General features: G+C 44.4%; 23 protein-coding genes and 2 pseudogenes. 11 read left to right on the plus strand and 14 right to left on the minus strand.

Features of this window, described 5'->3' with window-relative positions; translation table 11 throughout:
• Positions 1–297: 297 nt before the first annotated feature.
• From CHRO_RS02995 to CHRO_RS03005, 3 genes are all read right to left on the minus strand, one after another.
• Positions 298–987: an ElyC/SanA/YdcF family protein gene (locus CHRO_RS02995; protein WP_015152700.1), complete on the minus strand. Its 690-nt coding sequence runs from the start codon at positions 985–987 to the stop codon at positions 298–300.
• A 290-nt stretch (positions 988–1277) separates the two neighbouring features.
• Positions 1278–1937, minus strand: coding sequence for a DUF2301 domain-containing membrane protein (locus tag CHRO_RS03000; RefSeq protein WP_015152701.1), 660 nt, complete (start codon positions 1935–1937; stop codon positions 1278–1280).
• Positions 1938–1940: 3 nt separating this feature from the next.
• Positions 1941–2735: an SAM hydrolase/SAM-dependent halogenase family protein gene (locus CHRO_RS03005; protein WP_199755623.1), complete on the minus strand. Its 795-nt coding sequence runs from the start codon at positions 2733–2735 to the stop codon at positions 1941–1943.
• Positions 2736–2864: 129 nt separating this feature from the next.
• Here CHRO_RS03005 and pirA point away from each other — a divergent pair, with 129 nt between their 5' ends.
• Both pirA and CHRO_RS03010 read left to right on the plus strand, forming a co-directional pair.
• Positions 2865–3020, plus strand: a complete 156-nt coding sequence (gene pirA / locus CHRO_RS31555; protein WP_181245476.1) for an arginine synthesis PII-interacting regulator PirA — start codon at positions 2865–2867, stop codon at positions 3018–3020.
• A gap of 233 nt (positions 3021–3253) precedes the next feature.
• Positions 3254–4102, plus strand: a complete 849-nt coding sequence (locus CHRO_RS03010; protein ID WP_015152704.1) for a DUF1361 domain-containing protein — start codon at positions 3254–3256, stop codon at positions 4100–4102.
• Positions 4103–4152: 50 nt separating this feature from the next.
• On the opposite strand, the gene CHRO_RS03015 is transcribed toward CHRO_RS03010, so the two are convergent.
• Positions 4153–4755: a DUF1517 domain-containing protein gene (locus tag CHRO_RS03015; RefSeq protein WP_015152705.1), complete on the minus strand. Its 603-nt coding sequence runs from the start codon at positions 4753–4755 to the stop codon at positions 4153–4155.
• A 115-nt stretch (positions 4756–4870) separates the two neighbouring features.
• Here CHRO_RS03015 and CHRO_RS03020 point away from each other — a divergent pair, with 115 nt between their 5' ends.
• Positions 4871–5713: a prephenate/arogenate dehydrogenase gene (locus CHRO_RS03020; protein WP_015152706.1), complete on the plus strand. Its 843-nt coding sequence runs from the start codon at positions 4871–4873 to the stop codon at positions 5711–5713.
• 568 nt (positions 5714–6281) lie between these two features.
• Positions 6282–7058, plus strand: a complete 777-nt coding sequence (locus tag CHRO_RS03025; protein ID WP_015152707.1) for a YdcF family protein — start codon at positions 6282–6284, stop codon at positions 7056–7058.
• A 117-nt stretch (positions 7059–7175) separates the two neighbouring features.
• On the opposite strand, the pseudogene CHRO_RS03030 reads toward CHRO_RS03025, so the two are convergent.
• From CHRO_RS03030 to CHRO_RS03040, 3 genes and pseudogenes are all read right to left on the minus strand, one after another.
• Positions 7176–8471: pseudogene (locus CHRO_RS03030) on the minus strand (sensor histidine kinase); the annotation flags it as partial.
• A 58-nt stretch (positions 8472–8529) separates the two neighbouring features.
• Complete coding sequence (locus tag CHRO_RS03035) at positions 8530–9180, minus strand: chemotaxis protein CheC (protein ID WP_051033153.1); 651 nt, start codon at positions 9178–9180, stop codon at positions 8530–8532.
• On the minus strand, positions 9140–9499 hold the full coding sequence (locus CHRO_RS03040) for a response regulator (protein ID WP_015152710.1): 360 nt from the start codon (positions 9497–9499) through the stop codon (positions 9140–9142). Before CHRO_RS03040 ends, CHRO_RS03035 begins: the two co-directional genes overlap by 41 nt.
• 164 nt (positions 9500–9663) lie before the next feature.
• On the opposite strand from CHRO_RS03040, the gene CHRO_RS03045 reads away from it, so the two are divergent.
• The 5 genes from CHRO_RS03045 (at position 9664) to CHRO_RS03065 (ending at position 16178) form a co-directional block, all read left to right on the plus strand.
• A complete protein-coding gene (locus CHRO_RS03045; RefSeq protein ID WP_015152711.1) occupies positions 9664–12114 on the plus strand; it encodes a chemotaxis protein CheA in 2451 nt (816 codons plus the stop codon).
• 85 nt (positions 12115–12199) lie between these two features.
• Positions 12200–12655, plus strand: a complete 456-nt coding sequence (locus CHRO_RS03050) for a chemotaxis protein CheW (protein WP_015152712.1) — start codon at positions 12200–12202, stop codon at positions 12653–12655.
• A 163-nt stretch (positions 12656–12818) separates the two neighbouring features.
• Positions 12819–14168, plus strand: a complete 1350-nt coding sequence (locus CHRO_RS03055) for a methyl-accepting chemotaxis protein (RefSeq protein WP_015152713.1) — start codon at positions 12819–12821, stop codon at positions 14166–14168.
• Between the two features lie 31 nt (positions 14169–14199).
• Positions 14200–15300, plus strand: a complete 1101-nt coding sequence (locus tag CHRO_RS03060; protein WP_015152714.1) for a protein-glutamate methylesterase/protein-glutamine glutaminase — start codon at positions 14200–14202, stop codon at positions 15298–15300.
• A gap of 26 nt (positions 15301–15326) precedes the next feature.
• Positions 15327–16178, plus strand: coding sequence for a CheR family methyltransferase (locus CHRO_RS03065; protein WP_015152715.1), 852 nt, complete (start codon positions 15327–15329; stop codon positions 16176–16178).
• A 141-nt stretch (positions 16179–16319) separates the two neighbouring features.
• Here the strand turns inward: CHRO_RS03065 and CHRO_RS03070 are convergent, their stop codons facing one another.
• Positions 16320–18566 (minus strand): recombinase family protein, encoded by a 2247-nt coding sequence (locus tag CHRO_RS03070; RefSeq protein WP_041462754.1) that lies wholly within the window; start codon positions 18564–18566, stop codon positions 16320–16322.
• Between the two features lie 187 nt (positions 18567–18753).
• Here CHRO_RS03070 and CHRO_RS35010 point away from each other — a divergent pair.
• Positions 18754–20123 (plus strand): annotated as a pseudogene (locus CHRO_RS35010) (proton extrusion protein PcxA).
• Between the two features lie 146 nt (positions 20124–20269).
• On the opposite strand, the gene CHRO_RS03080 reads toward CHRO_RS35010, so the two are convergent.
• Together CHRO_RS03080 and trpS are read right to left on the minus strand one after the other, a co-directional pair.
• The gene (locus CHRO_RS03080; RefSeq protein ID WP_015152719.1) at positions 20270–21214 is read right to left on the minus strand and encodes a methylenetetrahydrofolate reductase; all 945 of its coding nucleotides are present in this window, start codon (positions 21212–21214) and stop codon (positions 20270–20272) included.
• A 63-nt stretch (positions 21215–21277) separates the two neighbouring features.
• A complete protein-coding gene (gene trpS / locus CHRO_RS03085; RefSeq protein WP_015152720.1) occupies positions 21278–22282 on the minus strand; it encodes a tryptophan--tRNA ligase in 1005 nt (334 codons plus the stop codon).
• A gap of 144 nt (positions 22283–22426) precedes the next feature.
• On the opposite strand from trpS, the gene CHRO_RS03090 reads away from it, so the two are divergent.
• The gene (locus tag CHRO_RS03090; RefSeq protein WP_015152721.1) at positions 22427–22987 is read left to right on the plus strand and encodes a pyridoxamine 5'-phosphate oxidase family protein; all 561 of its coding nucleotides are present in this window, start codon (positions 22427–22429) and stop codon (positions 22985–22987) included.
• Between the two features lie 140 nt (positions 22988–23127).
• On the opposite strand, the gene CHRO_RS03095 is transcribed toward CHRO_RS03090, so the two are convergent.
• The 4 genes from CHRO_RS03095 to pstC form a co-directional block, all read right to left on the minus strand.
• A complete protein-coding gene (locus CHRO_RS03095; RefSeq protein ID WP_015152722.1) occupies positions 23128–23415 on the minus strand; it encodes a hypothetical protein in 288 nt (95 codons plus the stop codon).
• Complete coding sequence (pstB, locus tag CHRO_RS03100; protein WP_015152723.1) at positions 23412–24212, minus strand: phosphate ABC transporter ATP-binding protein PstB; 801 nt, start codon at positions 24210–24212, stop codon at positions 23412–23414. The genes CHRO_RS03095 and pstB overlap by 4 nt, the downstream gene beginning before the upstream one ends.
• Before the next feature lie 87 nt (positions 24213–24299).
• Positions 24300–25202: a phosphate ABC transporter permease PstA gene (gene pstA / locus CHRO_RS03105; protein WP_015152724.1), complete on the minus strand. Its 903-nt coding sequence runs from the start codon at positions 25200–25202 to the stop codon at positions 24300–24302.
• Positions 25203–25287: 85 nt separating this feature from the next.
• Positions 25288–26268, minus strand: coding sequence for a phosphate ABC transporter permease subunit PstC (gene pstC / locus CHRO_RS03110; RefSeq protein WP_015152725.1), 981 nt, complete (start codon positions 26266–26268; stop codon positions 25288–25290).
• Positions 26269–26277 lie beyond the last annotated feature (9 nt).

A 26277-nucleotide genomic window follows, 5' to 3' on the forward strand; every position in this document is an offset into this window, starting at 1 on the left:
GATTACTACCTAGCTGATTTGAATAACTTTGAATAATATCTTTGCATCTGTCTCTGATGGCGTTTTTAAAGATGTCATCAGAAGATAAGACTTAAAAATATATTTATAATGTAACTATCTTTACACCGATCGGCTTGTTTTTTTACCAATTTTACGTAAAATTTGAATTCTACGAGAATATACGTAGCATTCTTAAAGAAGAAGTAAAATTTGAACTATATCATGTACGGGAAGCCGATGGCGATCGCCACAAATAACTTCTGTAGGCTGCAAAGGCGATTGCTGTTTGTACTTGGTTTAAGTATTCCAGTTAATAAAACGCGCGTAAATATATGCAACTAACTCATTAATCAATTTCCGCACACCTGCACTGTAGCGCCACCAGTATTTTGGATCGTAATCGATGGGTGGCATGGCAATAATACCGACTTTAGTATTGGTTGAAGCTAGTGCTTGACGATACAGCAGCCAGCTTCGTCTAGCATGTAAATCGAGTGTTAGTAAATCAATCGATTTTATTGGTGTATTTGCCTTTTCTAACCACTGTTTAAAAGCAATAGCAGAAGCATAAGTTCGGTCTTTACGTACTTCTGGTGTCGGGACGGGAACGATTTTTTCTGACTCTAATCCTAACGTTTTTAAGGTTGCTGCTGCTAGCTCGGCATAATTTTTATATTCAGCTAAGTAGCATCCTCTTTCAATCGGAATACCTGTAGTCACGATCTGGCGATAGGAACCGCGTTTAAATCTAGCTAGTGCCTCTTTAACTGCATAGTCTGGTAGCCAGCCTTCAATGACCAAAACTTCAGCGTTAACTGGTTGATTAACAGCTAGAAATGAAGGTAAGTTACTAATACTGACAGTCAATAAAGTTAAAGTTAATAAGATCAAAAATAACCATCCCCATACCGTAGGCAACCATATTTCTTGTTGTCGAATGAGAGTGATATTTAGTAGTTTGAATTGCGATCGCTTTTTAGCAGCCATTAAAAATGTAGTTTTGCATAGCTTAGGGTGTAGAATCTACTTTAATCCAAAATTCGATTTCAGTCGTCAACTCTTCAAACTTAGTAGGATTAGGCGAATAGAATTCGCGACTAGAAAAACTAAGTCCGCGCAGGCGGACTACAGATATAGCCTTTTTCAATTCGATGAAATACAAGATCTGTAGGGGCGCACAGATGTGCGCCCCTACGAATGTATCGCATCATAACGAGAATCGCTATAAGTGAGTTTCAAACCATGTTTTGTGAGTTTTTCTAGCGCAGGGGTAACTTCTACTGGCTATCTACTGTTGCTGTCTTTTGTGTCTTTAAATAAGCAAACACGGATTTATCACCAATATCAGGTGGAATTGGTTGTACTGCTTTACGAATGGCAAAGATAACGAATAGTACAGCCCACGTACCAAGCATGATTTGTTCCCACTGGAGCGGTAAAATACCGCTTAAATGTCCTAACAATAGAATTGGTACTAGAGGTGTGAGAAATTTAGTTTCAAACCGATTAAAACAAAATGCCTCTTTGAAGTAAATTCCTGTGAGCGCTGCAAAAATAAAGCCAACACCCAATAAAGTTATTGGATGTTCGTAAACCGTGACAGCAAGTGGCGTACTATTACTCAATGCGATCGCGACTGCGGCGATCGTCCCGATCGCCCAAAATATTTGTAGGACGCGATGCAATACTGCCAGATATATATGAATAGTTAGTAAGCTAACACCCAACGCACCGCAAAAACAGAAAAATAGGGGTGTGAGTGCTGGAAAAACACCGGGATGAGGGTTCGACAGAACTAGAGTACTACCAATTGCAAAGCTGAGGGCGGCGATCGCTAAGCCAGTTCGATAGATAATAACACCGAGGCGATCGCTTTTATCGATTGTAAACTCACCAAACTGACCTTGATATGTTTCGGATACTATTTGTTGAGTCATAACTTATCTCTCACTAATAACCACTTCTACTCTATCTCCCCAATGCTGCTGCAATTGTAACTGGGCATTGCCGCAATTGATGGCAATTTCTACCCAGCCATGACTACCAACTAAGGCGAGTGCCGCTTCAGGAGAGACGTTGCTGTATGTTTGACACCCTGGGACGATTCGTTCGCCTAATCGTACTGTCCAACTTCGATTTTCCACGTCGCTACCAGGAATATTAGTGACTAAATTGCCAAAGCGATCGATATATTGGATGCAACCAATTATTTCTGTAGGAGTATAGATTAACTGGGGTAAGTCTAACTGTAGTAGCGTAGCAAGATCGATCGTTCTCCCCAATTCTCTTAAGGGAACTCCACTCGCAAGATGCGCCCCTACTGGGGCAAAAATATCTCGTCCGTGAAAAGTCTTTGAGAGTTGGGGAGTGCGCCAGTATTGAGAATGAGTCAGTTCTACAACGGCGATCGCAGGGCTTTGACTCAATACGCCGCTAAAAATTCCATTATCTGGTCCCACTAAGAATCCATGCTCGAATTCTATGGCGATCGCGCGTCTATTGCTACCTACCCCAGGATCGACTACAGCCACATGCACGGTTCCATCAGGAAAATAGCCATAGGCATCCAACAAGCAAAATCTAGCCGCAGCGAGATTCTGGGGCGGGATCTCGTGAGTAATATCGATAACTGTCAGCTTAGGGTTCACTTGGGCGATCGCACCTTTCATGACTCCTACATACACGTCACTGAAGCCAAAATCACTGGTTAAAGTCAAAATCCGGTTTGAATTCATCTGTATTACAGGCATTTGCTGGAATATGTCTTAAAAATGTTTAAATTTATTTCTGTAGCTATTGTTACTAAAATTTCTCTATGTTAGGATAAATCAACATAAACAAGATAAGTAAAAATAATGTTCTCTATGAGCAGAAATAAACAACAAGCTGTAAAACAAGCCGCCGAAGCTCACCGTCAGAATATTCAAAAAAGTCTACAACATCGTTTAGATGTTGCCAGAGCTAACGGAGATGAGAATCTCATCCGCCAGCTAGAAGCAGAAATGAGATACTTCAACTGAAGCTGCAACTAAGTTTTTGTCACAAGGTTTGATGCCACTGACTTGAGAAATTACAAACAACCGATAAAATACTGACATTCGCGGGATGCATCTTAAGTGCATCCTTTTTGTTTGCATATCCTTTATTTAACTATCCGCGCGATCGCGTTCAGAACACTAAGCATCAATTGGGAATAGCTATACTGGTTGGTTAAAGTTCCTACTCAAACACCAACTTAACTGAGGATATGCCTATGCCACCGGATCTATCAGCCGTGATGACAGACGTATGGCACGTACTAACTAAAAATAATCGTTGGATGAGCTGGAATTTGTTTCTAGCTTTTGTTCCTTTAACTTTGAGTGCGTGGCTATTTCTTAGAGGAAGTCAAAAGCGGCGTTGGCTATTTTGGCTATTATTTTTGGATTTGTTGGCTTTCTTACCGAGTGCGCGTCATGTTTTAACTAATATATTACGTTTCAATATGAGTATCGTTACATCCGAGCTAATATGGGTCGTACCCTTAGTTTGTATTCCTTTATATCTCTTATTTATCTCATCCGCTAGAGAGCATTGGCAAACTTTTAACTGGTCAATTTTATTTTTAGTATTTTTTGCTTTTTTACCGAACGCACCGTATGTTTTAACTGATATCATTCATTTATATCGAGATATTAGAGATATTCACTCAGTTTGGCTAATTACTTTGGTTCTCATCCCAGTATATGTATTATTTATGGGAGCTGGATTTGAGGCATACGTACTATCTTTAATTAACCTGGGGTCTTATTTACAAAGAATTGGTAAAAGTACGTGGATTTTGGGCACAGAGCTGATCGCTCACGCTTTGTGTGCAATAGGAGTCTATTTAGGTAGATTTTTGCGGTTTAATAGTTGGGATTTTATCACCCAACCCGATATTCTCCTTACTGCTGTAGTTGAAGATTTATTCGGCAAACGTCCGGTTGTTATTATGATTGTTACCTTCGCAGTTATTACGGGTTTGTACTGGCTGATGAAGCAGATTACGCTTAGAATTATGGGAAAAAATCGTCTAGAAGCTATTTCTGCTCGCGAAGAAGGCAAAATCGATTCGTTGTAAAGTAGAGACGCAAAATTTTACGTCTCTATTGCTTTTACGCTCTATTCCTTTTATAAAGGAACCAATTCGGGAAAATGTAGTAATAGTTGATCGTTCGTCAGTTCTTCGCCAAATTGAGCGGGAGAAAACTGGACTTGAATTGCCCACAATCTTTTTTGATAGTGTAGATTAATCAGGGCTTTCAATCCAGCCTTCATCGCATTTATATCTGCCAGATTAGTTTCTAATTCCGGCACTTCTCCGTCATAAACTACACTCAGCATGACGACTAAGTTACGGGTAACGGGCAAGGAAAAAGCTTCATTTGTAGTAGCGGGGGAACTTAAATCTGGTTCGCTTAAGTAGCGTTGGGCAGAATCGGTAAATAATTCGTTGAAATAGTCGCTGGCTGCACCTTCATCCCAGAATACATCGCCTTCATTTGCCCCAGAGAGCCAATACTCGTCATATTGCAGTAAGCTTTGACAAATTTCTGCCAAACCTTCACCTACGACTTCAATATCGCCGTCAGCGTCTATGGCTTCCCTTGCCTGACGGTTGAGAATTCCTAATAGCGGTGCTACTTCTTGCCCTGCAAGATGGAGAAATATCCGACAGCCAACAAACCGAGTCCGCCCTGATATTCGATTAATCCGATCGCGCCATGAATTCATAATCTTCCCTCCATATCTTCTTACTCAATTTATCGCGCTCTCACAAATCTTTCTCCCCCTCGATCGCTAGATTTAAGGGAATTGACGGTAAGATCGGAAGCAAAATTGTCAAGTCATGAATATCGGTATTATCGGACTGGGGTTGATTGGAGGCTCGTTGGGCTTAGACTGGCGATCGCAAGGACACAAAGTTTTCGGTGTCAGTCGGCGCGAATCTACTTGCGCCCAGGCGATCGCTTGTGGTGCTGTCGATCGGGCTAGCGCCGATCTTGCCAGTCTCAAAACCGCAGAAGTTATTTTTATCTGCACTCCTTTGGCAGCGATTCGCCCTACCGTAGAACAACTGATTCCCCACATAGATCCAGCAACAGTTTTAACCGATGTCGGTTCGGTAAAAGCCCCAATTGTAGACGCGATCGCCCCTTTGTGGCACAACTTTGTCGGCGGACACCCAATGGCTGGTAAAGCCGAAAGTGGTATTGAAGTTGCCCAAACAGGATTATTTATCGGCAAACCTTATGCGATCGCCGCGATTGATACTACACCACCAACAGCCGTGAAGGTTGTCGAGCAATTAGCGCGATCGCTCCAAGCTACTATATATCATTGTCACCCAGCCGATCACGACCGCGCCGTCAGTTGGATTTCTCATTTACCAGTCATGGTTAGCGCCAGTTTAATTGCTGCTTGTGCCAGCGAACCTAACCCAGCAGTGCTGGAATTAGCACAACAACTTGCTAGTTCTGGATTTCGCGATACAAGTCGCGTTGGAGGTGGTAGCCCTGAATTAGGAGTGATGATGGCGCGGTACAATCGCCCAGAGTTGTTGCGATCGCTACAACAATATCGCGATCGATTAGATGAGATCGCGCAATTAATTGTACGAGAAGATTGGCAAGCTTTAGAAAAACAATTAAATTCAACTCAGCTAGCTAGACCAAAGTTTCTCCGAGAGTAATGTCACACTTTTGAGTTGCGAGATATTAGGTAAAATTTTAGTCACTTTTGGCAGATTCATCACTTGAACTGCCAATTCCACAATCTCTCAATCTGGAGTGAAATCAAATTCATCTCTAGACTTATTTCTGATTTCTACTCATTAAAGATAAGTTAAATCCGCTCGGAAGCTATAGAAAGTACTGGGCGAGATCGGCAATAGAAGAAATTTGGCAGCGATCGCAAGTAGTTTCGGTTGACTGCTAAAAGCTCGATGGTAGATTGCAGGTTGCAATTATATTGTATTCCTAAGAATGCTTATATAACTACATAAATATAAATCGATACGTGTATTCTCGAAAATGCAGGAACATAAAAAGAGGCTAGGAGGTCTTAAATTTGGGAATGCTTTGTCTCCCATCTTCTGTATTCTTAATTTAGTAATTTATGTATATTGCAACACTGAAATTTACAGATAAATAACAGTAGATCTAAGGTTTATAACTCGTAGCGAAAAGTTATAAATCTATCTAGTATGTTTACATAGCTTAATGATATAGTAAGTATTTGTACTGCTGAGGGTAACTTCAATGCTAGACCCTGCTTTATGCGCTCGTCCTCTGAGCCAGTGGCTTGTCTTGAAGTCAACGCTTTCCCACTGGCTGATGACTCCCGTACTGGTTGTCATACCGCTAACAGCTTTCATTCTGCTAGTCAAATTTTTTCCCAAATGGCGTTGGAAGCGTTACATGTTGGTGATGGGAAGTTTATCGCTAGTAGCTTACTTTCTTGTTAGTTTTCCGGCTACAGTCGCGATCGCCAGTAAGGGATTAATTGCCTTTTTACCTGAAGATCCGGGTAGGAAAGCAGATGCGATCGTGATTTTAGGTCGCGGTGCGTACATGAGAAAGTCTAGAGTAGAGGTTGCTGCTGACCTGTGGAAAAGCAAACGCGCTCCCCTAATTTTTGCCAGTGGTGCAGGGGATGGAGCAGATATTGTGAAGATGCTCAAAACGGAAGGAGTCCCCAAGTCAGTATTGAAAGCCGAAAGTTGTTCTCAGACAACAGAAGAGAACGCACTATTTACAGCGGCGATGTTGCAACCGATGGGAGTGAAGCGAATCGTTTTGATCACGGACTCGCCACATATGATGCGATCGCTACTAACGTTTCGCAGTCTGGGGTTCACCGTTTTTCCCCGTCCTACTCCTTTGCCTGCAAACTTGCCACCCACAAGAAGGGCAATGATGATTTTCTACGAATACATGGGTTTATTTAACTATGGTATCAAAGGATACTGGCAGCCTCAGAATGCAGAAATGGAGCAAAACCCGTACATAGCTCAACAGCAAGCAGCAAACGGTTGAGAGTTATCAGTGACTAGTGACTAGTGACTAGTGACTAGTGGCTAGTGGCTAGTGGCTAGAATTGCTCCTCCGCTCTGCTCCCCTGCTTCCTCTGCTCCCCTGCTCGTGCGCTCCCTACTCCCTGCTCCCTTCATAAATCGGCAACTGTACCGTTAATGTTGCCCCCATACCCTCACCGTGGCTCTCTGCCCAAATTGTACCGCCATGTAGCTCGACTAATTGACGAGCGATCGCCAAACCAAGTCCTAAACCGCCGTAGGCGCGAGTCATGCTACTGTCTGCCTGTCGAAAATATTCAAATATGTAGGGGAGAAAATCTGCACTAATGCCTTTACCTGTATCGCTCACTTGGATTTGGGCGTAGTTGGTAGTTGGTAGTTGGTAATGGGTAATGGGTAATGGGTAATTGGTTGTGATTCTCCCCTGCTCCTCCGCTCCCCTGCTCCTCTGCTCTCTTCCCCCTGCTCCCAGCTCGTCCCTGCTCCCTGCTCCCAGCTCGTCCCTGCTCCCCACTCGTGCGAGCGAGATCTCTATCTGTCCGCCAGATGGGGTAAATTTAACTGCGTTAGAAAGTAAATTCCATACAACTTGCTGAAGACGGCTGCTATCACCCCGCACCATTCCTACATTAGGGTTCAAACTGAGTCCAATCTGAATTGATTTTGCTTCTGCTGCCAGAACTACGGTATCTAAGGCAGATGTAATTGTATTTGCCAGATCGACTATTTCCCAATTAAGTTTCAGCTTGCCCCTCAGAATGCGGGAGACATCTAATAGATCTTCGATTAATTGTGCTTGTAGCTTGGCATTGCGTTCGATGGTATCGAGAGCGCGATCGATTGTTGCAGGATTTAACTGATTTGTTCGCAGCAGTCGCGACCAACCTAAAATTGGGTTGAGAGGAGACCGAAGCTCGTGGGAGACGATCGCCAAAAACTCGTCTTTAACGCGGTTTGCTTTCTCTGCTGTTTCCTGAGCTACCAATGCTCGATCGCGCATCTGGCGATATTCTTGGACTCTAAATGTGAGATCTGTCACATCTTGAATTGATAATAGGGCGTAAAACTCATCCCCCTCTAAAGCAGGTAACGAGGTGACAGTTGTATGCTGAATGCGCATTTGCCCTTGGGGTAGAGAGGCGGGAATGACGTGTTTGTGTAACTGAGAAGAAAAGATTGTGGGGGGTCCCCCTTGAAATATTTGCTGCAAGCGGTTGGCATACTGAGTTTGATGAAAGTGGGGGTAGCGATCGCCGATACAAGTCCCTAACATTTCAGCTCTAGATAGCTTAGTCCATTCTTCTAAGCAGCTATTCCAGAACAAGATCGTTAGATCCGAACGCAAAATACAAGCCCCTAAAGGTACTTGGTCTAGAATACTAAAATTCTGCTGGGCTTGTTGCAGTTGCTGCATACTCAAAAATAAATGGCGATCGCAAAAAAATTCAGCGCTAAACTTGTATCTCTAATAACTATGACACTTCTTCGATCGCTGCAATGAGTTGGTCGAACGTTTGCAATTCAAATATAAAAATAAGATCGCCAATCACTTGAAGCTGTTCAATTGTAAAACTTGCTTGCGCCAATACAATTGTGGAGTCATCTGGTTCAACAGCAGCAAATAAATTTTCTACAGTATCTTCCGTGTATGTAGGAATTAAGTAATTCATCCGCTGCTTCAACAGATTGCCCAACGAACCGATTACCCCGTTAATGACAATGTTGCCCACTTCAGTTAAAGTGCCAATTTTTACTGCATCAAGATCGGGAGAGCCTAGATCTTCTCCTGTGAGAATAGATACGAGTGTTGATGCACTCTCGGTAGGAAATACTAGCTCTGCGCTGCCATTAATAGAGCCAGTAAATCCCAACCTTACAGTAGCTAAATAGTTACTATTAAATCTAGCAATTAATTCTTGCTGCAAATCTTCAACAGTCAATACCTGAATGAAGGGGATCTCCAGGCAGATGGGAAAACCAACCATTTCATTTAAGAGACTGGCAGCTCGACCCACGCCAATATTAATCAATTCTTTTATTGCATCAATTTGGTCTTCTGTCAACTGCTTCACGAGAGATCCTCTAGAAGCTAAAAACTTGTCGGACGGTCTGGCGTAGCTCATCTTCTTTTGGTGGCTTATTGATAAAAGCAGTTGCTCCTAAGTTATATCCTCGCTGACGAGAACTTTCTTGAATATCTGCCGAGATAATAATTGTGGGAATAGCCAATCCCTGTTCTTTTAAAGTGTGGAGCAATTCAAACCCATTCATGTCAGGCATGAGAATGTCTGTTACTAAACAATCTGGAGCGCGATCGCGAACAATACTTAATGCTTCTTTACCGTTAGTCGCCTCCCAAATCTCATAGCCATCAGCTTGCAAAAATTTGCGAATCATCCGGCGGCTGAATGCAGCATCATCAACTATCAAAACAGATATCATTGCCGATCTTCTAAGCTATTACCTATCATATTATCGAAAAGATCGACAGAAAGTATTTCACGCATCACTCACCGACGACAAATAGCAAAAGACAAATTTACATCTACCTAGAGTCAGTGTAGTATAGGCTATCAAATATACGATGTATTTAATTCCTATCAGTCATGGAGTCACTCGAAATCGATGACGATATCAAAGCATTTTTAGTTGAAAGTTACGAAAATCTGAATCAGATCGAGCAAGTTATTCTCAATCTAGAAGATAATTCTGCAAATTCCGAACATTTAACTCGTATTTATCGCGCCCTCCATACAATTAAAGGTAACTGCGGTTTTTTACCGTTGCCCAAACTAGAATCAGTCGCCCATGCAGGAGAAAATTTACTAGGAAAATTGCGGGAACAGCATTTCACTCTCAATCCCCAGATTGTCAGTATTTTACTTCAAACTGTCGATGCAATTCGCCAAATCTTAGCCCAAATTGAAGCGACTGGCAATGAGGGAGATGGCGATTATGCCGCACTCATTGCAGCGTTGGAGGGAGTAGGGAGTGTGGGAGAGGGGGGAGACAAGGGAGAGGGGGGAGACAAGGGAGAGGGGGGAGACAAGGGAGAGGGGGGAGACAAGGGAGACAAGGGAGAGGGGGGAGACAAGGGAGACAAGGGAGAGGGGGGAGACAAGGGAGACAAGGGAGAGGGGGGAGACAAGGGAGAGGGGGGAGACAAGGGAGAGGGGGGAGACAAGGGAGACAAGGGAGAGGGGGAACCAATTCTAGCCACTAGCCACCAGTCACCAGTCACTCTCTACTGTCAACCGTCAGCCGTCAACAACCAACAACCAACTACCAACTACCAACTACCAAATACCAACCCATCAGATTCTACAATTCGGGTGAATGTGGAACTGCTCGATCGCGTGATGAATTTAGTGGGTGAGTTGGTTTTGGCTCGCAACCAAATGGTACGATTTGCCGAGACTGTGCCAGATTCAGACTTGACTGAGACTTGCCAACGATTGAATCAAGTGACGACTCAGTTACAGGAAGAGGTACTGAAAACTCGGATGCAACCGATCGCCACGATTTGGCAGAAATTTCCTCGTGCGATCCGCGATTTGGCGATCGCCTCTGGAAAGCAGGTGCAAGTAGAAATGAATGGTGCGGATACGGAACTAGATCGCAGCGTGCTAGAAGCAATTAAAGACCCTTTAACTCATATTGTTCGCAATTGTATCGCTCACGGAATTGAAACGCCTGAAATTCGCAGCAGTCGCGGGAAGCCGATTCAGGGTAAGCTTGCTCTCCATGCTTGGCATGAAGGTGGCACTGTTAAGATTGAAATTAGCGATGATGGTAACGGGATCGATCCGCAACAGCTCAAACAGCAAGCGCAAAAACTTGGAATTCTCAGTGCAGTGGAAGCAGAAAAGATCGGCGAAGCGGAAGCACTGAATTTAATTTTTGTATCTGGTTTTTCGACAGCAGCGCAAGTCACCAATCTATCTGGAAGGGGTGTAGGGATGGATGTGGTGAAAACTAATTTGGATGCGATCGATGGCAAGGTTGAGGTTGATAGCCAGGTAGGACAAGGAACAAAATTTAAGCTGAAAATTCCTTTAACGCTGGCAATTATTCCTGCCTTGATTGCTGATAGTGGGAACCATCGTTTTGCCATTCCTCAAGTAAGCATTCAAGAATTAGTACAACTGGAAGTTGAGACATCTTTACTTGAGATTGAAACATTCTACGATATTCCTGTATATAGGTTGCGTGGCAAATTATTGCCTTTGGTCTATCTCAATCAAACATTACAACTACAGGCAGTAAGAGCCGATGCAGAGATTATTAATATAGTTGTCATCAATGCGGACAATTACTGCTTTGGTTTAGTTGTCGATGAAATTCAAGATATCCAAGATATTGTCGTCAAACCTTTGGGCAAACAACTGCGAGATGTCTCAGCTTTTGCCGGAGCAACAATTCTTGGCGATGGCAAAATAGCATTAATTATCGATGCCGTTGGTTTAGCAAATTGTGCTGGAGTTACTTCGCAATTACAGCAGCAACTGGCGATCGCTACAGCTACAGCAGTAGAAGAACGCACGGGCGATCGCCAATCGATCTTGCTTTTTCATGGCGGATCGGGCGCACGAATGGGTCTGCTGATGTCTCAGGTTTTCCGTTTAGAAGAATTCGATCCGATCGCGGTGGAAATTGTGGCAGATCGACCAGTGGTGCAATACCGAAATACAATTTTGCCCTTGATTTACTTGCATCAAATATTTGGTAATTCTGATGTTTCTAAAAGCAGATCCCCCCAACCCCCCTTGACAAGGGGGGCAATATCTCCTCAACTGTCCTGGGCAAGGGAGGTTATAAATAGGAAAGATGATAAACTGCAAGTCATTGTTGTGGAGCTAGATCGAGAGCGCAGCCTTGGCTTGGTAGTAGAACGCATTCTCGATATTGTTGAGGAACCATTGGCGATCGCGGGTCATGCGACTCGATCCGGTATCCTGTATTTGGCAGCTATTCAGGGTCAAGTTACCGAAATTCTCGACCTGCATACAATAGTTCAAATTGCCTATCCATATTTACTTCAATCAGTTAACAGTTAACAGCGGTCGGTTATCAGCGATCGACAATCAAATGACAAATGACATCCTTGCAAACATTTTCTAACTTAAATAGAGTTATATAAACATGACTGAAGTTCAGCAATATTGTACTTTTTTTATTAACAAAATTCATTTTGGGATTGACATCAAACAGGTAGAAGAAGTCATTCGGGTTCCTGAGATAAATCCCGTACCCCTTGCGCCTGTTGATATTTGTGGTTTAATTAATCTGCGCGGAAAAATTGTGACGATAATCGATTTGCAATGTAGGCTAGGAATGGGTCAGAGCTTGCTATCTTCTACCTCCGATCCAGAGTTAGATGAAGAATTTTTGGCTCATAACATTATAGTTCAGACTAAGGATGAGATTGCTGGCTTGCTAGTAGAAGACATAGGCGATATGTTGGAGTTTACATCAGATCGGTTTGAATCTTCACCCGCTACGCTAGCGGGTCAAATGCGAAAATTATTACGAGGTGCATATTCATTATCACAAGGTTTTTTGATGATTTTAGATATTGAGAAAGTTTTAAAAGTTTAGATTAACGATTTTGGTCGCGCAAAGCCAAGGACACTTACGTGCGGGGGTATCCCCCGTTGAGTTAAAGTGTCCGCGCAAAGACGCAGAGCGGATTCTTGTATGGTAGGTGCAGAGAATGCATCGCATACTCAAAATTTAAATTAGCAAGGGGGAAGTTCTACTAATGGCTGATGTCAATAAATCTAATCAATCGGCTACAGAAAGCTTGGAATCTTCAGAAAATTCCGAAAGATTGCCAAATAGAAAAGCAACTCAAACAGTTAGTAAAGCTAGAACGAGTACGAGACAAAGAAATAATAATCAAGCCCAACTAAAACCGCTATTAAAAGCTATACAAGCGGTCAAAAATGGCGATCTAACCGTGCGTTTGTCTGAAGGAAATGGGTTAGGTGAGGTTGCCCAAGAGTTTAATCAAATGGTAGCTCAAATCAATCTTTTTGCGGGCGAAGTGACGCGGGTAGCGCGAGAACTGGGAACCGAAGGCAAACTAGATGCTCGTGCTACCGTTGAGGGTGCTGCTGGGACTTGGAAAGAGTTGATCGACAATACAAATGCAATGTCTGCCAATCTCGCAGAGCAGATTAGAAGCATTGCTGATGTGACATCAGCTATATCTCAGGGTAATCTCTCTCAACAAATTGAAGCGCAAAATGTAGGGGAGTTTCAGAACTTGACGGAGAGCGTCAATCAGATGATCGCCAATCTCAAAGCTTCCATGAAACAGATTGCCGATATATCAACTACAGTCGCTTCTGCTGCGGAAGAAACGACAGCAGTAAGCACCGAAATGGCAGAAAACGCGACTCAAACTGCCGAACAAGCAACATCTGCTTCCGCATCCGCCGAACAAGTGAGTACCAATGCTACCAGCGTCGCTACAGCAGTAGAAGAAATGAACGCCAGCATTCGCGAGATTGCTAAAAACGCAGCCGTAGGAGCGCAGGTAGCTAATACAGCCGTTAAAACTGCCGATCGCACCAACGATACAATTACCAAATTAGGGCAAAGTAGCGGTGAAATTGGCAAAGTCATCAAGGTGATTACATCTATTGCCCAGCAGACAAATTTATTAGCGCTGAATGCCACAATTGAAGCAGCAAGGGCAGGAGAGGCAGGTAAAGGTTTTGCTGTCGTGGCAAGCGAGGTGAAGGCATTAGCCAAACAAACCGCCAGCGCTACAGAAGATATCAGTCAACGAATTGAAGCAATTCAAACTGATACCAAGAGTGCGATCGAGGCGATCGTCCAAATTACCGACATTATCAATCAGATTAACGATATCCAAAATACGATTGCCAGTGCTGTAGAGGAGCAAACTGCAACGACAAATGAAATCTCCCGCAACGTTGCCGAAGCCGCTAAAGGGACTACTGATATTGCCAAAAATATTGGCATCGTTGCCCGTAACGCTCAAGCTACAACCGCAGGTGCTAGTAATACATACCAAGCAGCTGCCGAACTAGCTCGTATGGCTGCCCAACTGCAAAAAGTCGTAAATCAGTTCATTTACTAATCATTTCATTGACTAAATTGTCAAATGACTAATGCCAAAAATCCGAGTTCTCGTAGTTGACGATGCAGTGGTTGTGCGCAGCCGCCTGAGTAAGCTGCTAGCTGAAGATCCAGAATTGGAAGTGGTGGGAGTAGCGGCGAATGGTCGCATTGCACTAGCAAAAATTGCTCAACTCAATCCTAATGTGGTGATTTTGGATGTGGAAATGCCAGACATGGATGGCTTAGCAACTTTAGCAGCGATCCGGCAGACCTATCCCCATATAGCTGTCATCATGTTTAGCACTTTCACCCGCGCAGGGGCGATCGCAACTTTGGATGCTCTATCTCTAGGTGCATCGGATTATGCTACCAAGCCGAGTCACTTAGGCAATATCGAAGCTATCCGCCAACATGTTTTTGACGACTTAGTGCCGAAAATAAAACTGTTCGGGACAAAGCAAGTCAAAAGTCAAAAGTCAAAAGTCAAAACACAGGAGTCAGGAGTCAGGAGTCAGGAGTCAGGAGCCAGCAGTAATTTTTCTCCCTCAGATCCCCCAGCTGTCTTCTCCCCGACTCCCAAAATCGTCGCCATCGGCGTTTCTACCGGAGGACCAAACGCTCTAGCCGTGTTGCTATCGCAACTGCCAGCAGATTTTCCCGTACCAATTGCGATCGTGCAGCATATGCCACCAATGTTTACTCAACTGTTAGCAGAACGGCTTGCTGCCAAGTCCCGCTTAAAAGTAGCTGAAGCTGTTTCAGGGAGAGTGCTGGAGCCTGGACAGGTTTGGATTGCCCCAGGAGATTTTCATCTCGCCGTGCAACGGGATGGCAAGGTTGTGCGCCTAGTCACCCACCAAGCGCCACCAGAAAACTCCTGCCGTCCCTCCGTCGATGTCTTATTTAGCTCAGTCGCAGAAGTCTTTGGTGCAAGCGCGATCGCAATTGTCTTAACAGGTATGGGTCAAGACGGATTGCGGGGTTGCCAGCAGCTACGCGAGGCTGGGGGGCGAGTTTTAGTTCAAGATGAAGCGAGTAGCGTAGTTTGGGGAATGCCGGGGTTTGTAGCTAATGCCGGACTTGCTAACCGAGTGCTGCCGATCGACCAAATGGCAGATGAAACGATCCGCCAAGTGTGTAATAATACCTAAAATATAGTTAATATTTTTAGATCGCAATGTTCAAAGTCTGTAACAAACAGACAACAGACATTAGTAAAATTAGTTTTCAGTATCTTTGTCAACTAGTTTATCAACATTCGGCGATTGTGCTGGATGCCAGTAAAGACTATTTAGCAGAGCTACACTTAAAACCAATAGCAGAAACAGCGGGATTTGATTCCTTAAATAGTTTTGTAGAACATTTACGATCGCAGCCATTTGGCAATTTGCATGTCCGAGCGATCGAGGCACTGAGCATCACTGAAACATCATTTTTCCGCGATCGTCATCCATTTGAAGTACTCAAAAATTTCACGCTACCAGAATTAATCTCGCGACGGGCAAAAGAGCGATCGCTTAAGATTTGGTGTGGAGCTTGCTCCAGCGGTCAGGAACCTTATAGCCTTGCGATACTGATCCGCGAACATTTTCCTCTACTAACAACTTGGGATTTGCAGATAATTGCCAGCGACTTTTCTAGCCAGATCCTTGCCCGCGCCCGTCAAGGTCGCTACAAGCAGTGGGAAATTCAGCGCGGATTGCCCGCCGATCTACGAGAGAAATACTTTCAGTTTCAGCAACAGCAGCAGAACTGGGAGATTAAAGACCAAATCCGCCAGATGGTTGAGTTTCGTCAAATCAATCTTATTCATCCGTGGTTATCAATGCCAGCAATGGATGTTATCTTCCTGCGAAATGTGTTGATTTACTTTGATACTGATACAAAGAAATCCACTCTCAAAAAAGTTAGACAGCAATTAAGACCGGACGGCTACTTATTTCTCGGTGGTAGTGAAACCACAATTTATCTAGATGAATCGTTTGAACGAATACAGCAGGAAGGAGGCGTATGCTATCGTTTGCGGTGAACATTTATCAGGGAGCAGGGGACAAGGGGGAGAAGGGGACAAGGGGGAACTCGCTCTTCCCCGCGACCGAAGGGAGTGGGGATTAGGGGGCGAAGGGGGACAAGGGGGACAAGGGAGCGGTCAACCAACAACCATCAACCATCAACCATTGTTTATAACTGGAATTGCCGAGTTGACTAAAGATAACAAAGTACCGTTCTGTTCCTGCCCGTTGGCGGCTAAATCACTGTGACATAGATAAACTCTTTCTCCTACACGCCCTAACAAATCGCGTAAAATTCGTCGCAGTCTTTCCGTATCGGCGCTTAAATCGTCCTCCGCCGTCCAAGGGCGACCGAAGCGATGTTGTAAAAATAACGGCGCACCGTATAAAGTTGCCGCACCACCACGCGACCACAAGGGAGAGCCTGCATCTAACCAAAATTGCCAGCGATGAAACCGCCGACTGGAACGATATTGGAAGATTGTTGCTAAGGTGACAGCACGACTAGCAGTACCAATCGGACGCACGGGATAAGAATTTGCTGTAATTGTACCTCGTCGTAGCAGTTGAATGAATTGAGCGATCGTAATGTGAGCAGGAGTATCGATCCCTTCAGACTGCCGCAGCCGCGCATCGATTTCCCAATAGTGTTGAGCAGTCTCTAGTAATTCTCGTAATGCTGCTAACTGGTCGTAGGGAAGGTTACTGCCTTGCCAGAGAAATTTCTGAATAGCGCGGTCGAGTAGAACAATGGGACTGGGGAGAAGCCGTTGTTCTTGCTGCGATCGCTGATCTTCAATCCACTGCACGATCTGAGCATAAGCTAAACTTGCCGCATATCCCAAGCGATCCCAGCGATCGTAAGTAGTTGCTGGGAGTAAATTTGGATGTTCTGGGTGCGGTTGGAAGCAGTAGTCGGCAATCAAGCCAGCACGGACAGGATCGATTTGGAATTCGGAATTCGGAATTCGGAATTCGGAATCAATTGTGACTTGTGAGGAGTAAGGAGTGACTTGTCTTGCTCCCTCAGCTCCCTGGGCTCCTTCAGCTCTCTTCCCCCTGCTCCCTATTCCCTGCTTTCCTGCCTCTCGTCTCGTACTTAATACTACTAACATTTCCGCTACCATATCTCGATCGACTAAACGTCCTAAACCTGGGTAGACGAGGGTGAGGAGGGTGAGTAAGGCTCGGATAATCGGAGAACTTGTCAATGGGCGTTGGTCGTTTAGGGATTCGACAAAGATCCCGTGTTTAGTCAGAATTTCTACTAGGGTATAACGGGCGATCGCATCTAAACCAGGCGCAATTAAAGCAATTTCCTGCGGCTGAATCTGTCCCGATTTAATCGCTTGAATGATGAAATCGGCAGTTTGTCGCAGTAAATCGCCCCGCGATATGGTTTGGATTGCTTGCACTGATTCTGGTAGCGAAAACAGTGCCAGTGGTTCCGTGACTAACTCTACTACTGGCGTTGCCAAATCGTCAGCCAGCGCGATCGAGGAAGGTTGGATAAATTCTATCTGACAGCGCTTTGCTAAGCCTTGCAAGTATTCGGGATCGGCTCCTAGTCCCAAACGCACGGCTCCATCGGGATTATAAGTAAACGCACCAACCGCCCCTCGGTCGAGGAGAAACTCAAACAAATCGCGGGCTATAGCTGGATAATCATCGACATCATCCGCCAGAATGTAGCGATAGCGTCGTAGTAAATGCTGCTGATAGTAGGGATCGCCTAAAAGATACTTGCTGTAGAGTTCTGTCGTGATTCCATAAGTCAAAAACCCCCTCTCCCAACACCAATTGCGCCACTGTAAGATTAGGGAGTCGGGAGTCGGGAGAGTGGCTAGTGGCTGGTGGCTAGTGGCGCGTGGTTTTTCTCCCTCAGCTCTCTTTTCCTCTTGTCCCTCTTCCAGTGCTGCGAGAATAGACCCCACATCTTCAATCGCAGTGCCGCTATTTGCTGCTAACTGCAAGATATCCAGTAGGCGACGCACCCAACGAGACTCGCTTACCCCTGCTGGACGGGGAATTTCATCTAGCTGCTGTCGCCACAGGCGCGTGGCTAATTCCTGTTCGGTTTCTGGGCGCAAACGCACGGGAAACTGAGCTTTTAGCCCCAAAATCTGGAGCAGCAGGGGCCAAAATAAAGTGACTTCATCTTGAAAAAAACCTAATAAGGTTTTAGCGCGAATCGGATATTTACCATCTGTTGCTGCCGCTAATCGATCTCGTAATTCCCGCCGATTATCGTCATTTGCTGCTAAGACTAAAACTGCTGGTTCTCCTTGATGAGGATATAAGCGCTGTCGTCTCTCAGGGGACTGTTGGCGATCGCCTGCTTGCAACCACGTACAAAACTGTTCGACTAAACGAGTCGTTTTGCCGCTGCGAGTAGAACCAACCATCCAAACCGAAATAATTCGCACTAACTCTATCCTCGGAGATTTGTTAATATACCCGGTATGTTAATCAGTGACCAGTGACCAGTTATCAGTCATCAGTGACTAGCGAGCGATTGCTGGTGACTAGAGATCGGAATTCAACCACTAGCCACTAGCCACTAACCACTATAAACTTGACTCAAGGCTGGCGATGAGAAATTATAGTTGGACGCAAAAAATTTATGTTTTCTTACGCTCTGCCCAACAGTGGTATTTTGACACGCCAGAGCGATCGCTCGATGAAGCTTACAAAGCTGCACTTCTAATTAAGACGATCGAAGATGAGCATTTTGGTGGTCGGAAAATCTCACCAGAATATGCCAGTTTCGGACGCAATACGATGGCGATGTTTGAGTCAGATCTGAAAAAACATCTGAAAACGATTCGCATGAGACTCGTTGAGTTTAATGCCAGTCGTACTATTTTTGGAGATCCCAATCAAACTATTACTAAATTATCTAGGCAAGATGGGATAAATTTTAACAGGGATTCTTTTGCTATACAACAGAAAAATAATCCATCATTAATTTTAGAAAAACTTAGATTTATTGATGAGATCGCATCGAGATATCAGGAAGAAAAAAAGAAAATCTTCCCGCGATTAAGCCTCAAGTTATGCGACCGGATGCAGTTTTCAATAACCGAGATCTTCAAAGTACTCAAGAAAGACTTCGCTCCAATTCTATTGAAAATTCAGAGAAAAATAATAAACCTAGTAGTAAAACCGAAGAGACAGGTGTATTACCTCGCTCGATCTTAAGTACCCTGAACCGACTGAAAGTAGAATTAGATCCGAGCGCTGAAGAAGAAGTTGTCAAAAATTTTCGTACTTCGCAAAGAAGAACTCTCATTTCAGTTAGATTAGTATTGTTACTAGTTATAGTTCCTTTTCTAACTTTTCAAATTTCAAAAAATCTAGTTATTGGACCGCTTGTCGATCGCTTCCGCAATCCCGAACAGGCTACGATGTTCCTCAACTATGAAATGGAAGAAAAAGCATTAGAAGAGATGCGGAAGTCTGAGGAAAGATTGAAATTTCAAAGTTTTCTAAATGGAGGTGAAGAACTCTCTGCAGTTGAGATTGAAAAGAGGCTGCAAGAGAGGGTAGCAGAAATTGCTGAGGAATTCCGTGCTGAAAGTTCCAATGCAATTAAAAATGTTTTTGCTGACTTACTTTCTGTTGGTGCTTTTATCTGGCTGCTACTCATGAGTAAGCGAGAACTCGCTGTTTTGAAAGAGTTTTTCGATCAAATTGTTTACGGTTTAAGCGATAGTGCAAAAGCATTTATTATTATTTTATTTACAGATGTATTTGTTGGATTCCACTCTCCTCATGGTTGGGAAGTGATTTTATCTAGCGTGTCCAGACACTTAGGATTACCAGAAAATCATGATTTTATCTTCTTATTTATCGCGACATTTCCCGTAATTCTCGACACGATTTTTAAATACTGGATTTTCCGTTATCTCAACAGAATTTCTCCTTCTGCTGTAGCGACTTACCGCAATATGAACGAATAGTAGGATAAAAGTCAAAAGGCAAAAGTCAAAAATTTGTAGGATACGTTAGATAATGCACTGAAAAGACAAAAATTTGTAGGTTATTTTAGATGATTGAAATACATACAAAATAGCCTGCGGAGGCAGGCTGATTTGTAAGCGTTATTTCATCTGAGCGAACTAACTACCTGAGATGGCAAACTGTAACTAACTACAGGAGGAATTCCTGCTAAGTCGAGAATTTGGGGGATCAAATCTTCTCGTTTCACTGCCATCATATGTACGCCGTCGCAAAGTTGACGAGCAATTTGCACTTGTTCGGCAGCAATTTTTATCCCTTCTGCTAAAGGCTCTTTGGCTTGGGCAAGGCGATCGATAATATGTTCGGGAATGTTTACGCCAGGAACGCAGCGATTGATAAATTGAGCATTTTTAGCCGATTTTAATAAGAAGATACCTGCTAAAACTGGCTTGTTACAACCAGAGGCAATCTGAGTCATAAACTTTTCTAGGCGATCGAAATCAGTAATCAACTGACTTTGGAAAAACTGCGCCCCTGCTGCTAGTTTGCGTTCAAAGCGACTTTGCAATCCCGACCAACTTTTGCACTGCGGATCGACAGCCGCACCGACAAACAAATCTGTCGCCCCATCTGTCAAAGGTTTATCATCGCAGTCTAAGCCTTGATTCATTTTGCCGATCAGTTGTAGCAGCCTTACCGACTCTAAATCGAAGACACTTTTAGCATCAGTGCGATCGCCTGCTTTGACAGGATCGCCAGTTAAAGCCAAGATATTGTGGATGCCCAGGGCATGTGCGCCCAGCAAGTCGGCTTCTAAACCAATGCGGTTGCGATCGCGACAGGCAACTTGACAAATCGGTTCGATCCCCTGCTGTGAGAGAATAACGGATGAGGCAAAAGAAGACATCCGTACTACGGCACGGCTACCATCTGTGATATTGACTGCGTGTACCCGTCCTTTAAGCGCCTGCGCCATTTGAAGCATGTGGCTGGGATCGCCACCCTTGGGAGGGGCAACTTCAGCTGTCACTAAAAACTCTCTGGCTTTAACGGCTTTGCGAAATGAATTTAAACGGGTTGTATTATGCATCAGATTTCAGTTTTAGTTATTAGGTATAGGTTATAGCACTGCACCCTGAAAACCTGACTCACTCTAAAGCGGTACGGAGAAGCCCAAAGCTGTTTTAACTTTGCTCAGGGTATCGTTAGCGATCGCGGCTGCTTTTTGCTTGCCATCGCGCAATACTGACTCTAGATATCCCTTATCTGCCATTACCTCGTTGTACTTATCTTGAATCGGTTTAAGGGCAGCGATCGCTGTTTCGGTTAGCAGTGGTTTAAATTGTCCCCAGCCCATATCTTGACACTCTGCCGCAACTTCCTGCTTGGTTTTGCCAGATAGTAGCATATAAAGAGTCAAAAGATTATTACATTCCGGTCTTTCGGGGTCATCGAATACCAAGCCGCGAATCGGATCGGTCTTACAGCGCTTAATTTTTTGTTGAATTTGGTCTGGTGTATCCAGCAAATTAATTCGACTCAACTCTGAGGGGTCTGACTTCGACATTTTTTTGGTTCCGTCTGTCAGACTCATCACCCTTGCGCCTTCTGCCCGAATCAAAGGTTCTGGTAACTTCAACACTGGGTTTTCGCGGGCAAATTGATAGTTAAATCGCGCTGCAATGTCGCGAGTAATTTCTAAATGCTGCTTTTGATCCTCTCCTACGGGGACTTTATCAGGTTGATAGAGTAAGATATCCGATGCCATTAGTACAGGGTAGTCTAATAAGCCAACGCTAACATTCTCTCCCTGTTTTACTGCCTTCTCCTTGAACTGGATCATGTCTTCTAACCAGTTCAACGGCGTTATGCAATTAAATAGCCAAGTCAATTCGCTGTGGGCGGGAACGTGAGATTGAATGAAAATAGTGGAGTATTTTAGATCTAAACCACAAGCTAAGTATAGAGCTGCGAGCGTGTAAGTATTAGCTGCTAGTTCCTCTGGTTTGTGTGGCACGGTAATGGCATGTAGATCTGCCACAAAGAGATAATTTTCATACTGGCTTTGTCCTTCTACCCAGTTGCGAATTGCCCCTAAGTAGTTACCTAAGTGTAGATTGCCAGTGGATTGAATTCCAGAAAGAACGCGCATCGCCATAAATTATTAACTTGAACTTGAACTGGGTATGGAAGGGATTTTGTTGGTGGTGTGGGTCTATTTACTTTAGTTTCCCATTTTCTCCCGCTCTCGGCACGCGATCGCGACTGATAGAATCGAAAAATACGCGCTTGATTCTCAAAAATGGCTAAAGTCTTCGATCGCATTACGGACGAACTACAAGCATTCATCGCTACCCAACACATCTTTTTTGTAGCGACTGCACCCATCAGTTCAACTGGGCATATTAACGTTTCACCCAAAGGTTTAGACAGCTTTCGCATTCTCTCCCCCAATCGCGTTGCTTATTTAGACTTAACGGGTAGCGGAAACGAAACATCAGCCCATTTACAAGAAAACGGGCGCATCACTCTCATGTTTTGCGCCTTTCAAGGTTCACCTTCCATTCTGCGACTTTACGGCACAGGCTATACAGTATTACCAGATCGTGCTGAGTGGGATAACCTACACTCCTTGTTTCCACCGACACCAGGAACGCGCCAAATTATCGTCGCCGAGATCGATCGCGTGCAGACATCCTGCGGCTTTGGCGTACCGCTATACGAACACCAAGGCGAACGAGAAAACCTTGTCAAGTGGGCGCACAAAAAAGGCGAACAGGGATTACAAGACTATCAAAAGCAAAAAAACCTTGTCAGTATCGACGGCTTACCCACACCCCTAGCAGCTAAAGAACCTTCGTAGATATATTTGCAACTACCCAGATCCCTCGCTAACCCTTTGCGCCTCTGCGCCTTTGCGTGACATGACACGTGACTTGTGAGGGCGGGTTTACAAAGCAACTCCGAATTTAGTCAATCTAGTCGATAAACCCGCCCCTACGGTCATGACGATCGCTTGAAAAAACTACAGACTACTTCGCCAGGATCGTCCGATCTAAAAGGCACAACCCGATCTTTTTGAACTTTAACGCGATCGCGGCAATTATAAACCTCCGTATCCCCTTTCACACCATCTACACTGACATCTGCCCGATATTCCCAATAATTTTTAGCACTGCGTTGAAGACTCAGAATGCAGATCTGATGTCCGTCGCGAGTCCGACAAACACTAGCAACCGCAGGAAACGCGATCGCTAACGAAAGTAATAATATTGCAACAATAATCCTCAACCGAAACGACCTTCCACATAATCCTGAGTACGAGGATCGTTAGCCTCGGAGAAGATTTTCTCCGTTTCGTCGAACTCCACCATCTGACCGATCCGACTCTCATCCGTGCTAAAAAATGCCGTATAGTCAGATACGCGGGCGGCTTGTTGCATATTGTGAGTCACGATCGCGATCGTCAGTTCTCCGCGCAAACTGTGAATTAATTCCTCAATCTTCATCGTCGAGATCGGATCGAGGGCGGAAGCAGGTTCATCCATCAACAAAATCTTAGGTTTGACAGCTAGCGCCCTAGCAATACAGAGACGCTGCTGTTGTCCGCCTGATAAACCCAAAGCCGATTTTTTCAGATTATCCTTGACTTCATCCCACAAAGCCGCACCCTTGAGAGCAGATTCAACGATATCATCCAACTGCATCCGCGACGGACGAGACTGCGCTCTTACACCATAAGCCACGTTATCGTAAATACTCATGGGGAAAGGATTAGGCTTTTGGAATACCATGCCGATTTCGCGGCGCAGGCGATTCAGGTTGACACGGCGATCGTAAATATCTTGACCGAAAAACTCTACCTGACCCTCAACTTTAACTTTACCTTCCAGTTCGCTAATTCTGTTAAGGGCTTTAATAAAAGTCGATTTACCACAGCCAGAAGGACCGATAATCGCGGTAACTTGTCCTTGGTAAATATCCATTGTCACCTTATCGATCGCCTTACGAGTGCCATAGAAAAAATTTAGGCTTTTCACTCGCAGCGCTGGAATTAAATTTGTTGCTACTGATTTTGTGTAATTCATGGATTGGGGAGTCGGGAGTCAGGAGTCGGGAGACAAGGAGGACAAGGGAGAGCTTCTAGTCACTAGCCACTAGCCACTAGCCACTAGTCACTGTCTTCTTCTGGTTGCTAGACGCGAGATAATACTAATACATAAAACTAGTCCTACTAAAACTAAAGCCGCAGTCCATGCCATCTGGTTTTGCCCAAGGTCGGGAGAGTTAGCGTAGTTGTAAATCAGGACGGATAACGAGGGGGTAGGATTAAACAATCCATCGGGCCAGCTAATACTAAATAAAGCGGTAAATAGTAGCGGTGCTGTTTCACCAGCGGCGCGGGCAACAGCGAGTAAAACGCCTGTAGTGATGGCGGGAATTGCCGCAGCAACGACAACGCGGAAGGTTGTTTGCAGACGATTTGCGCCCAAGGCGGCGGAACCCAAGCGTTGGTGATTGGGGATCAGTTTCAAAGCTTCTTCCGTCGTCAGCGCTACGATGGGCAGCATGATGACTGCCAGGGCAAAACCTCCAGCTACAGCAGAAAATTGCGTAACTTTGTTCAAGATCAAAACGCCGTAAGCAAATACACCTGCAATGATTGAAGGTATACCCGTGAGAATAGTAATAATAAATCGGATCGAGCTGCCAATAGCTGTATTTCTACCAAATTCAGATAAGAAAATCCCTGTCAGCACTCCTACTGGAATTGCGATCGCCGAAGCAATACCTACCATCATTAAAGTACCCAAGATCGCATTACCAAAACCATTGGGAACGTCCGTTACGCCTACGGGGGCAGGTATATTTGTAAACACAGCCCAGCTAAAGTTTTGACCACCCCTCAGCAGAATTTCGAGCAAGATCGATCCTAGAGGTAATATAGCTAGAGCCGTTAATAGCAGAGCGATCGCAGTCATACCGCTATTAAAAACCGCTCTATAAGTAGGCAAAGGACGGCGTAATTCTGCTGCCAAAGATGGATCTATCTTTTCTACGATTGGGCGATCGTTCATAGATATTGAGTCTAAAAATTGGTTACGGGGAAAGATTGAAGATATCAGGATGAATTTACATCACAGCGATCGCTATTTAATTTAATCAATTGTGTCGGCTAATAAATTTTACCAGAGCCACTGAAGCAATATTTACCAGTAGCGTGACTAAAAACAAAATCAAAGCTAAGTACATTAACGCACCGACGTGCAATCCATCTAATGCTTCACCAAACTCATTCGCTAGCACAGATGGAATCGTATATGCCACATCTAACAATGAAGGGCTGATTTGTGCTGTATTTCCGATTACCATCGTTACAGCCATTGTTTCCCCTAACGCTCGTCCGAGTGCCAAAATTGCCGCTCCAACTATACCAGAAATACCTGCTGGTAACAGCACGCCGAAAATAGTTTCCCAACGGGTTGCACCCAAAGACATCGAACCACTGCGTAATTCCTTTGGTACGGCAAGTAGAACTTCGCGGCTAATTGCTGCCATTGTCGGCAAAATCATAATCGCCAGAATTACGCCTGCACTCGACATCCCATAGCCTACTGGTGGAGTGCTAAACAGGGGTATCCAAGCGAAATGGTCGTAAAGCCATTGTTGAATCGGTTGCAAAAACGGAATCAGTACGAAAATGCCCCACAGACCGATAATGACGCTAGGAATAGCGGCAATCAACTCTACCATGAAAGCAATGGGCGATCGCACTGAAGCAGGCAAAATATCTTCGCTCGTAATTAACGCTACTGCTAATCCCACGGGAACGGCAATTAACATGGCGAGTGCCGAACTGACTAAAGTGCCAAAAATGAATGGCAGTGCCCCAAATTTGAGATCTGCTACATTCCATTCTTGACTCCACAAAAAACCCAGCCCAAATTGTCGAATAGCTGGCAGGGCATTTTCAAAGATAATCCAGCTAATCCAAAAAAGTAGGGCTACCATAGCAAATGCCAAGCCATATACCAGCCAGGTAAACCCTTGGTCGAACCACGCAAATTTTCCTGAAGATGCAGTTAAATCTATCTCTGACTTAAGAGGAAACTGCCGATTATTTTCTACATGTGGTTCTGACATACATCATTT

The organism is Chroococcidiopsis thermalis PCC 7203 (assembly GCF_000317125.1).
GTDB classification, from domain to species: Bacteria; Cyanobacteriota; Cyanobacteriia; order Cyanobacteriales; family Chroococcidiopsidaceae; genus Chroococcidiopsis; species Chroococcidiopsis thermalis.

Excerpts from the sequence above, each read along its gene's own strand:
- CHRO_RS02995 (WP_015152700.1), bottom strand. The coding sequence starts at position 987 with ATGGCTGCTAAAAAGCGATCGCAATTCAAACTACTAAATATCACTCTC.
- CHRO_RS03000 (WP_015152701.1), bottom strand. The coding sequence starts at position 1,937 with ATGACTCAACAAATAGTATCCGAAACATATCAAGGTCAGTTTGGTGAG.
- CHRO_RS03005 (WP_199755623.1), bottom strand. The coding sequence starts at position 2,735 with ATGAATTCAAACCGGATTTTGACTTTAACCAGTGATTTTGGCTTCAGT.
- pirA (WP_181245476.1), top strand. The coding sequence starts at position 2,865 with ATGAGCAGAAATAAACAACAAGCTGTAAAACAAGCCGCCGAAGCTCAC.
- CHRO_RS03010 (WP_015152704.1), top strand. The coding sequence starts at position 3,254 with ATGCCACCGGATCTATCAGCCGTGATGACAGACGTATGGCACGTACTA.
- CHRO_RS03015 (WP_015152705.1), bottom strand. The coding sequence starts at position 4,755 with ATGAATTCATGGCGCGATCGGATTAATCGAATATCAGGGCGGACTCGG.
- CHRO_RS03020 (WP_015152706.1), top strand. The coding sequence starts at position 4,871 with ATGAATATCGGTATTATCGGACTGGGGTTGATTGGAGGCTCGTTGGGC.
- CHRO_RS03025 (WP_015152707.1), top strand. The coding sequence starts at position 6,282 with ATGCTAGACCCTGCTTTATGCGCTCGTCCTCTGAGCCAGTGGCTTGTC.
- CHRO_RS03035 (WP_051033153.1), bottom strand. The coding sequence starts at position 9,180 with ATGAGCTACGCCAGACCGTCCGACAAGTTTTTAGCTTCTAGAGGATCT.
- CHRO_RS03040 (WP_015152710.1), bottom strand. The coding sequence starts at position 9,499 with ATGATATCTGTTTTGATAGTTGATGATGCTGCATTCAGCCGCCGGATG.
- CHRO_RS03045 (WP_015152711.1), top strand. The coding sequence starts at position 9,664 with ATGGAGTCACTCGAAATCGATGACGATATCAAAGCATTTTTAGTTGAA.
- CHRO_RS03050 (WP_015152712.1), top strand. The coding sequence starts at position 12,200 with ATGACTGAAGTTCAGCAATATTGTACTTTTTTTATTAACAAAATTCAT.
- CHRO_RS03055 (WP_015152713.1), top strand. The coding sequence starts at position 12,819 with ATGGCTGATGTCAATAAATCTAATCAATCGGCTACAGAAAGCTTGGAA.
- CHRO_RS03060 (WP_015152714.1), top strand. The coding sequence starts at position 14,200 with ATGCCAAAAATCCGAGTTCTCGTAGTTGACGATGCAGTGGTTGTGCGC.
- CHRO_RS03065 (WP_015152715.1), top strand. The coding sequence starts at position 15,327 with ATGTTCAAAGTCTGTAACAAACAGACAACAGACATTAGTAAAATTAGT.
- CHRO_RS03070 (WP_041462754.1), bottom strand. The coding sequence starts at position 18,566 with ATGGTTGGTTCTACTCGCAGCGGCAAAACGACTCGTTTAGTCGAACAG.
- CHRO_RS03080 (WP_015152719.1), bottom strand. The coding sequence starts at position 21,214 with ATGCATAATACAACCCGTTTAAATTCATTTCGCAAAGCCGTTAAAGCC.
- trpS (WP_015152720.1), bottom strand. The coding sequence starts at position 22,282 with ATGGCGATGCGCGTTCTTTCTGGAATTCAATCCACTGGCAATCTACAC.
- CHRO_RS03090 (WP_015152721.1), top strand. The coding sequence starts at position 22,427 with ATGGCTAAAGTCTTCGATCGCATTACGGACGAACTACAAGCATTCATC.
- pstB (WP_015152723.1), bottom strand. The coding sequence starts at position 24,212 with ATGAATTACACAAAATCAGTAGCAACAAATTTAATTCCAGCGCTGCGA.
- pstA (WP_015152724.1), bottom strand. The coding sequence starts at position 25,202 with ATGAACGATCGCCCAATCGTAGAAAAGATAGATCCATCTTTGGCAGCA.
- pstC (WP_015152725.1), bottom strand. The coding sequence starts at position 26,268 with ATGTCAGAACCACATGTAGAAAATAATCGGCAGTTTCCTCTTAAGTCA.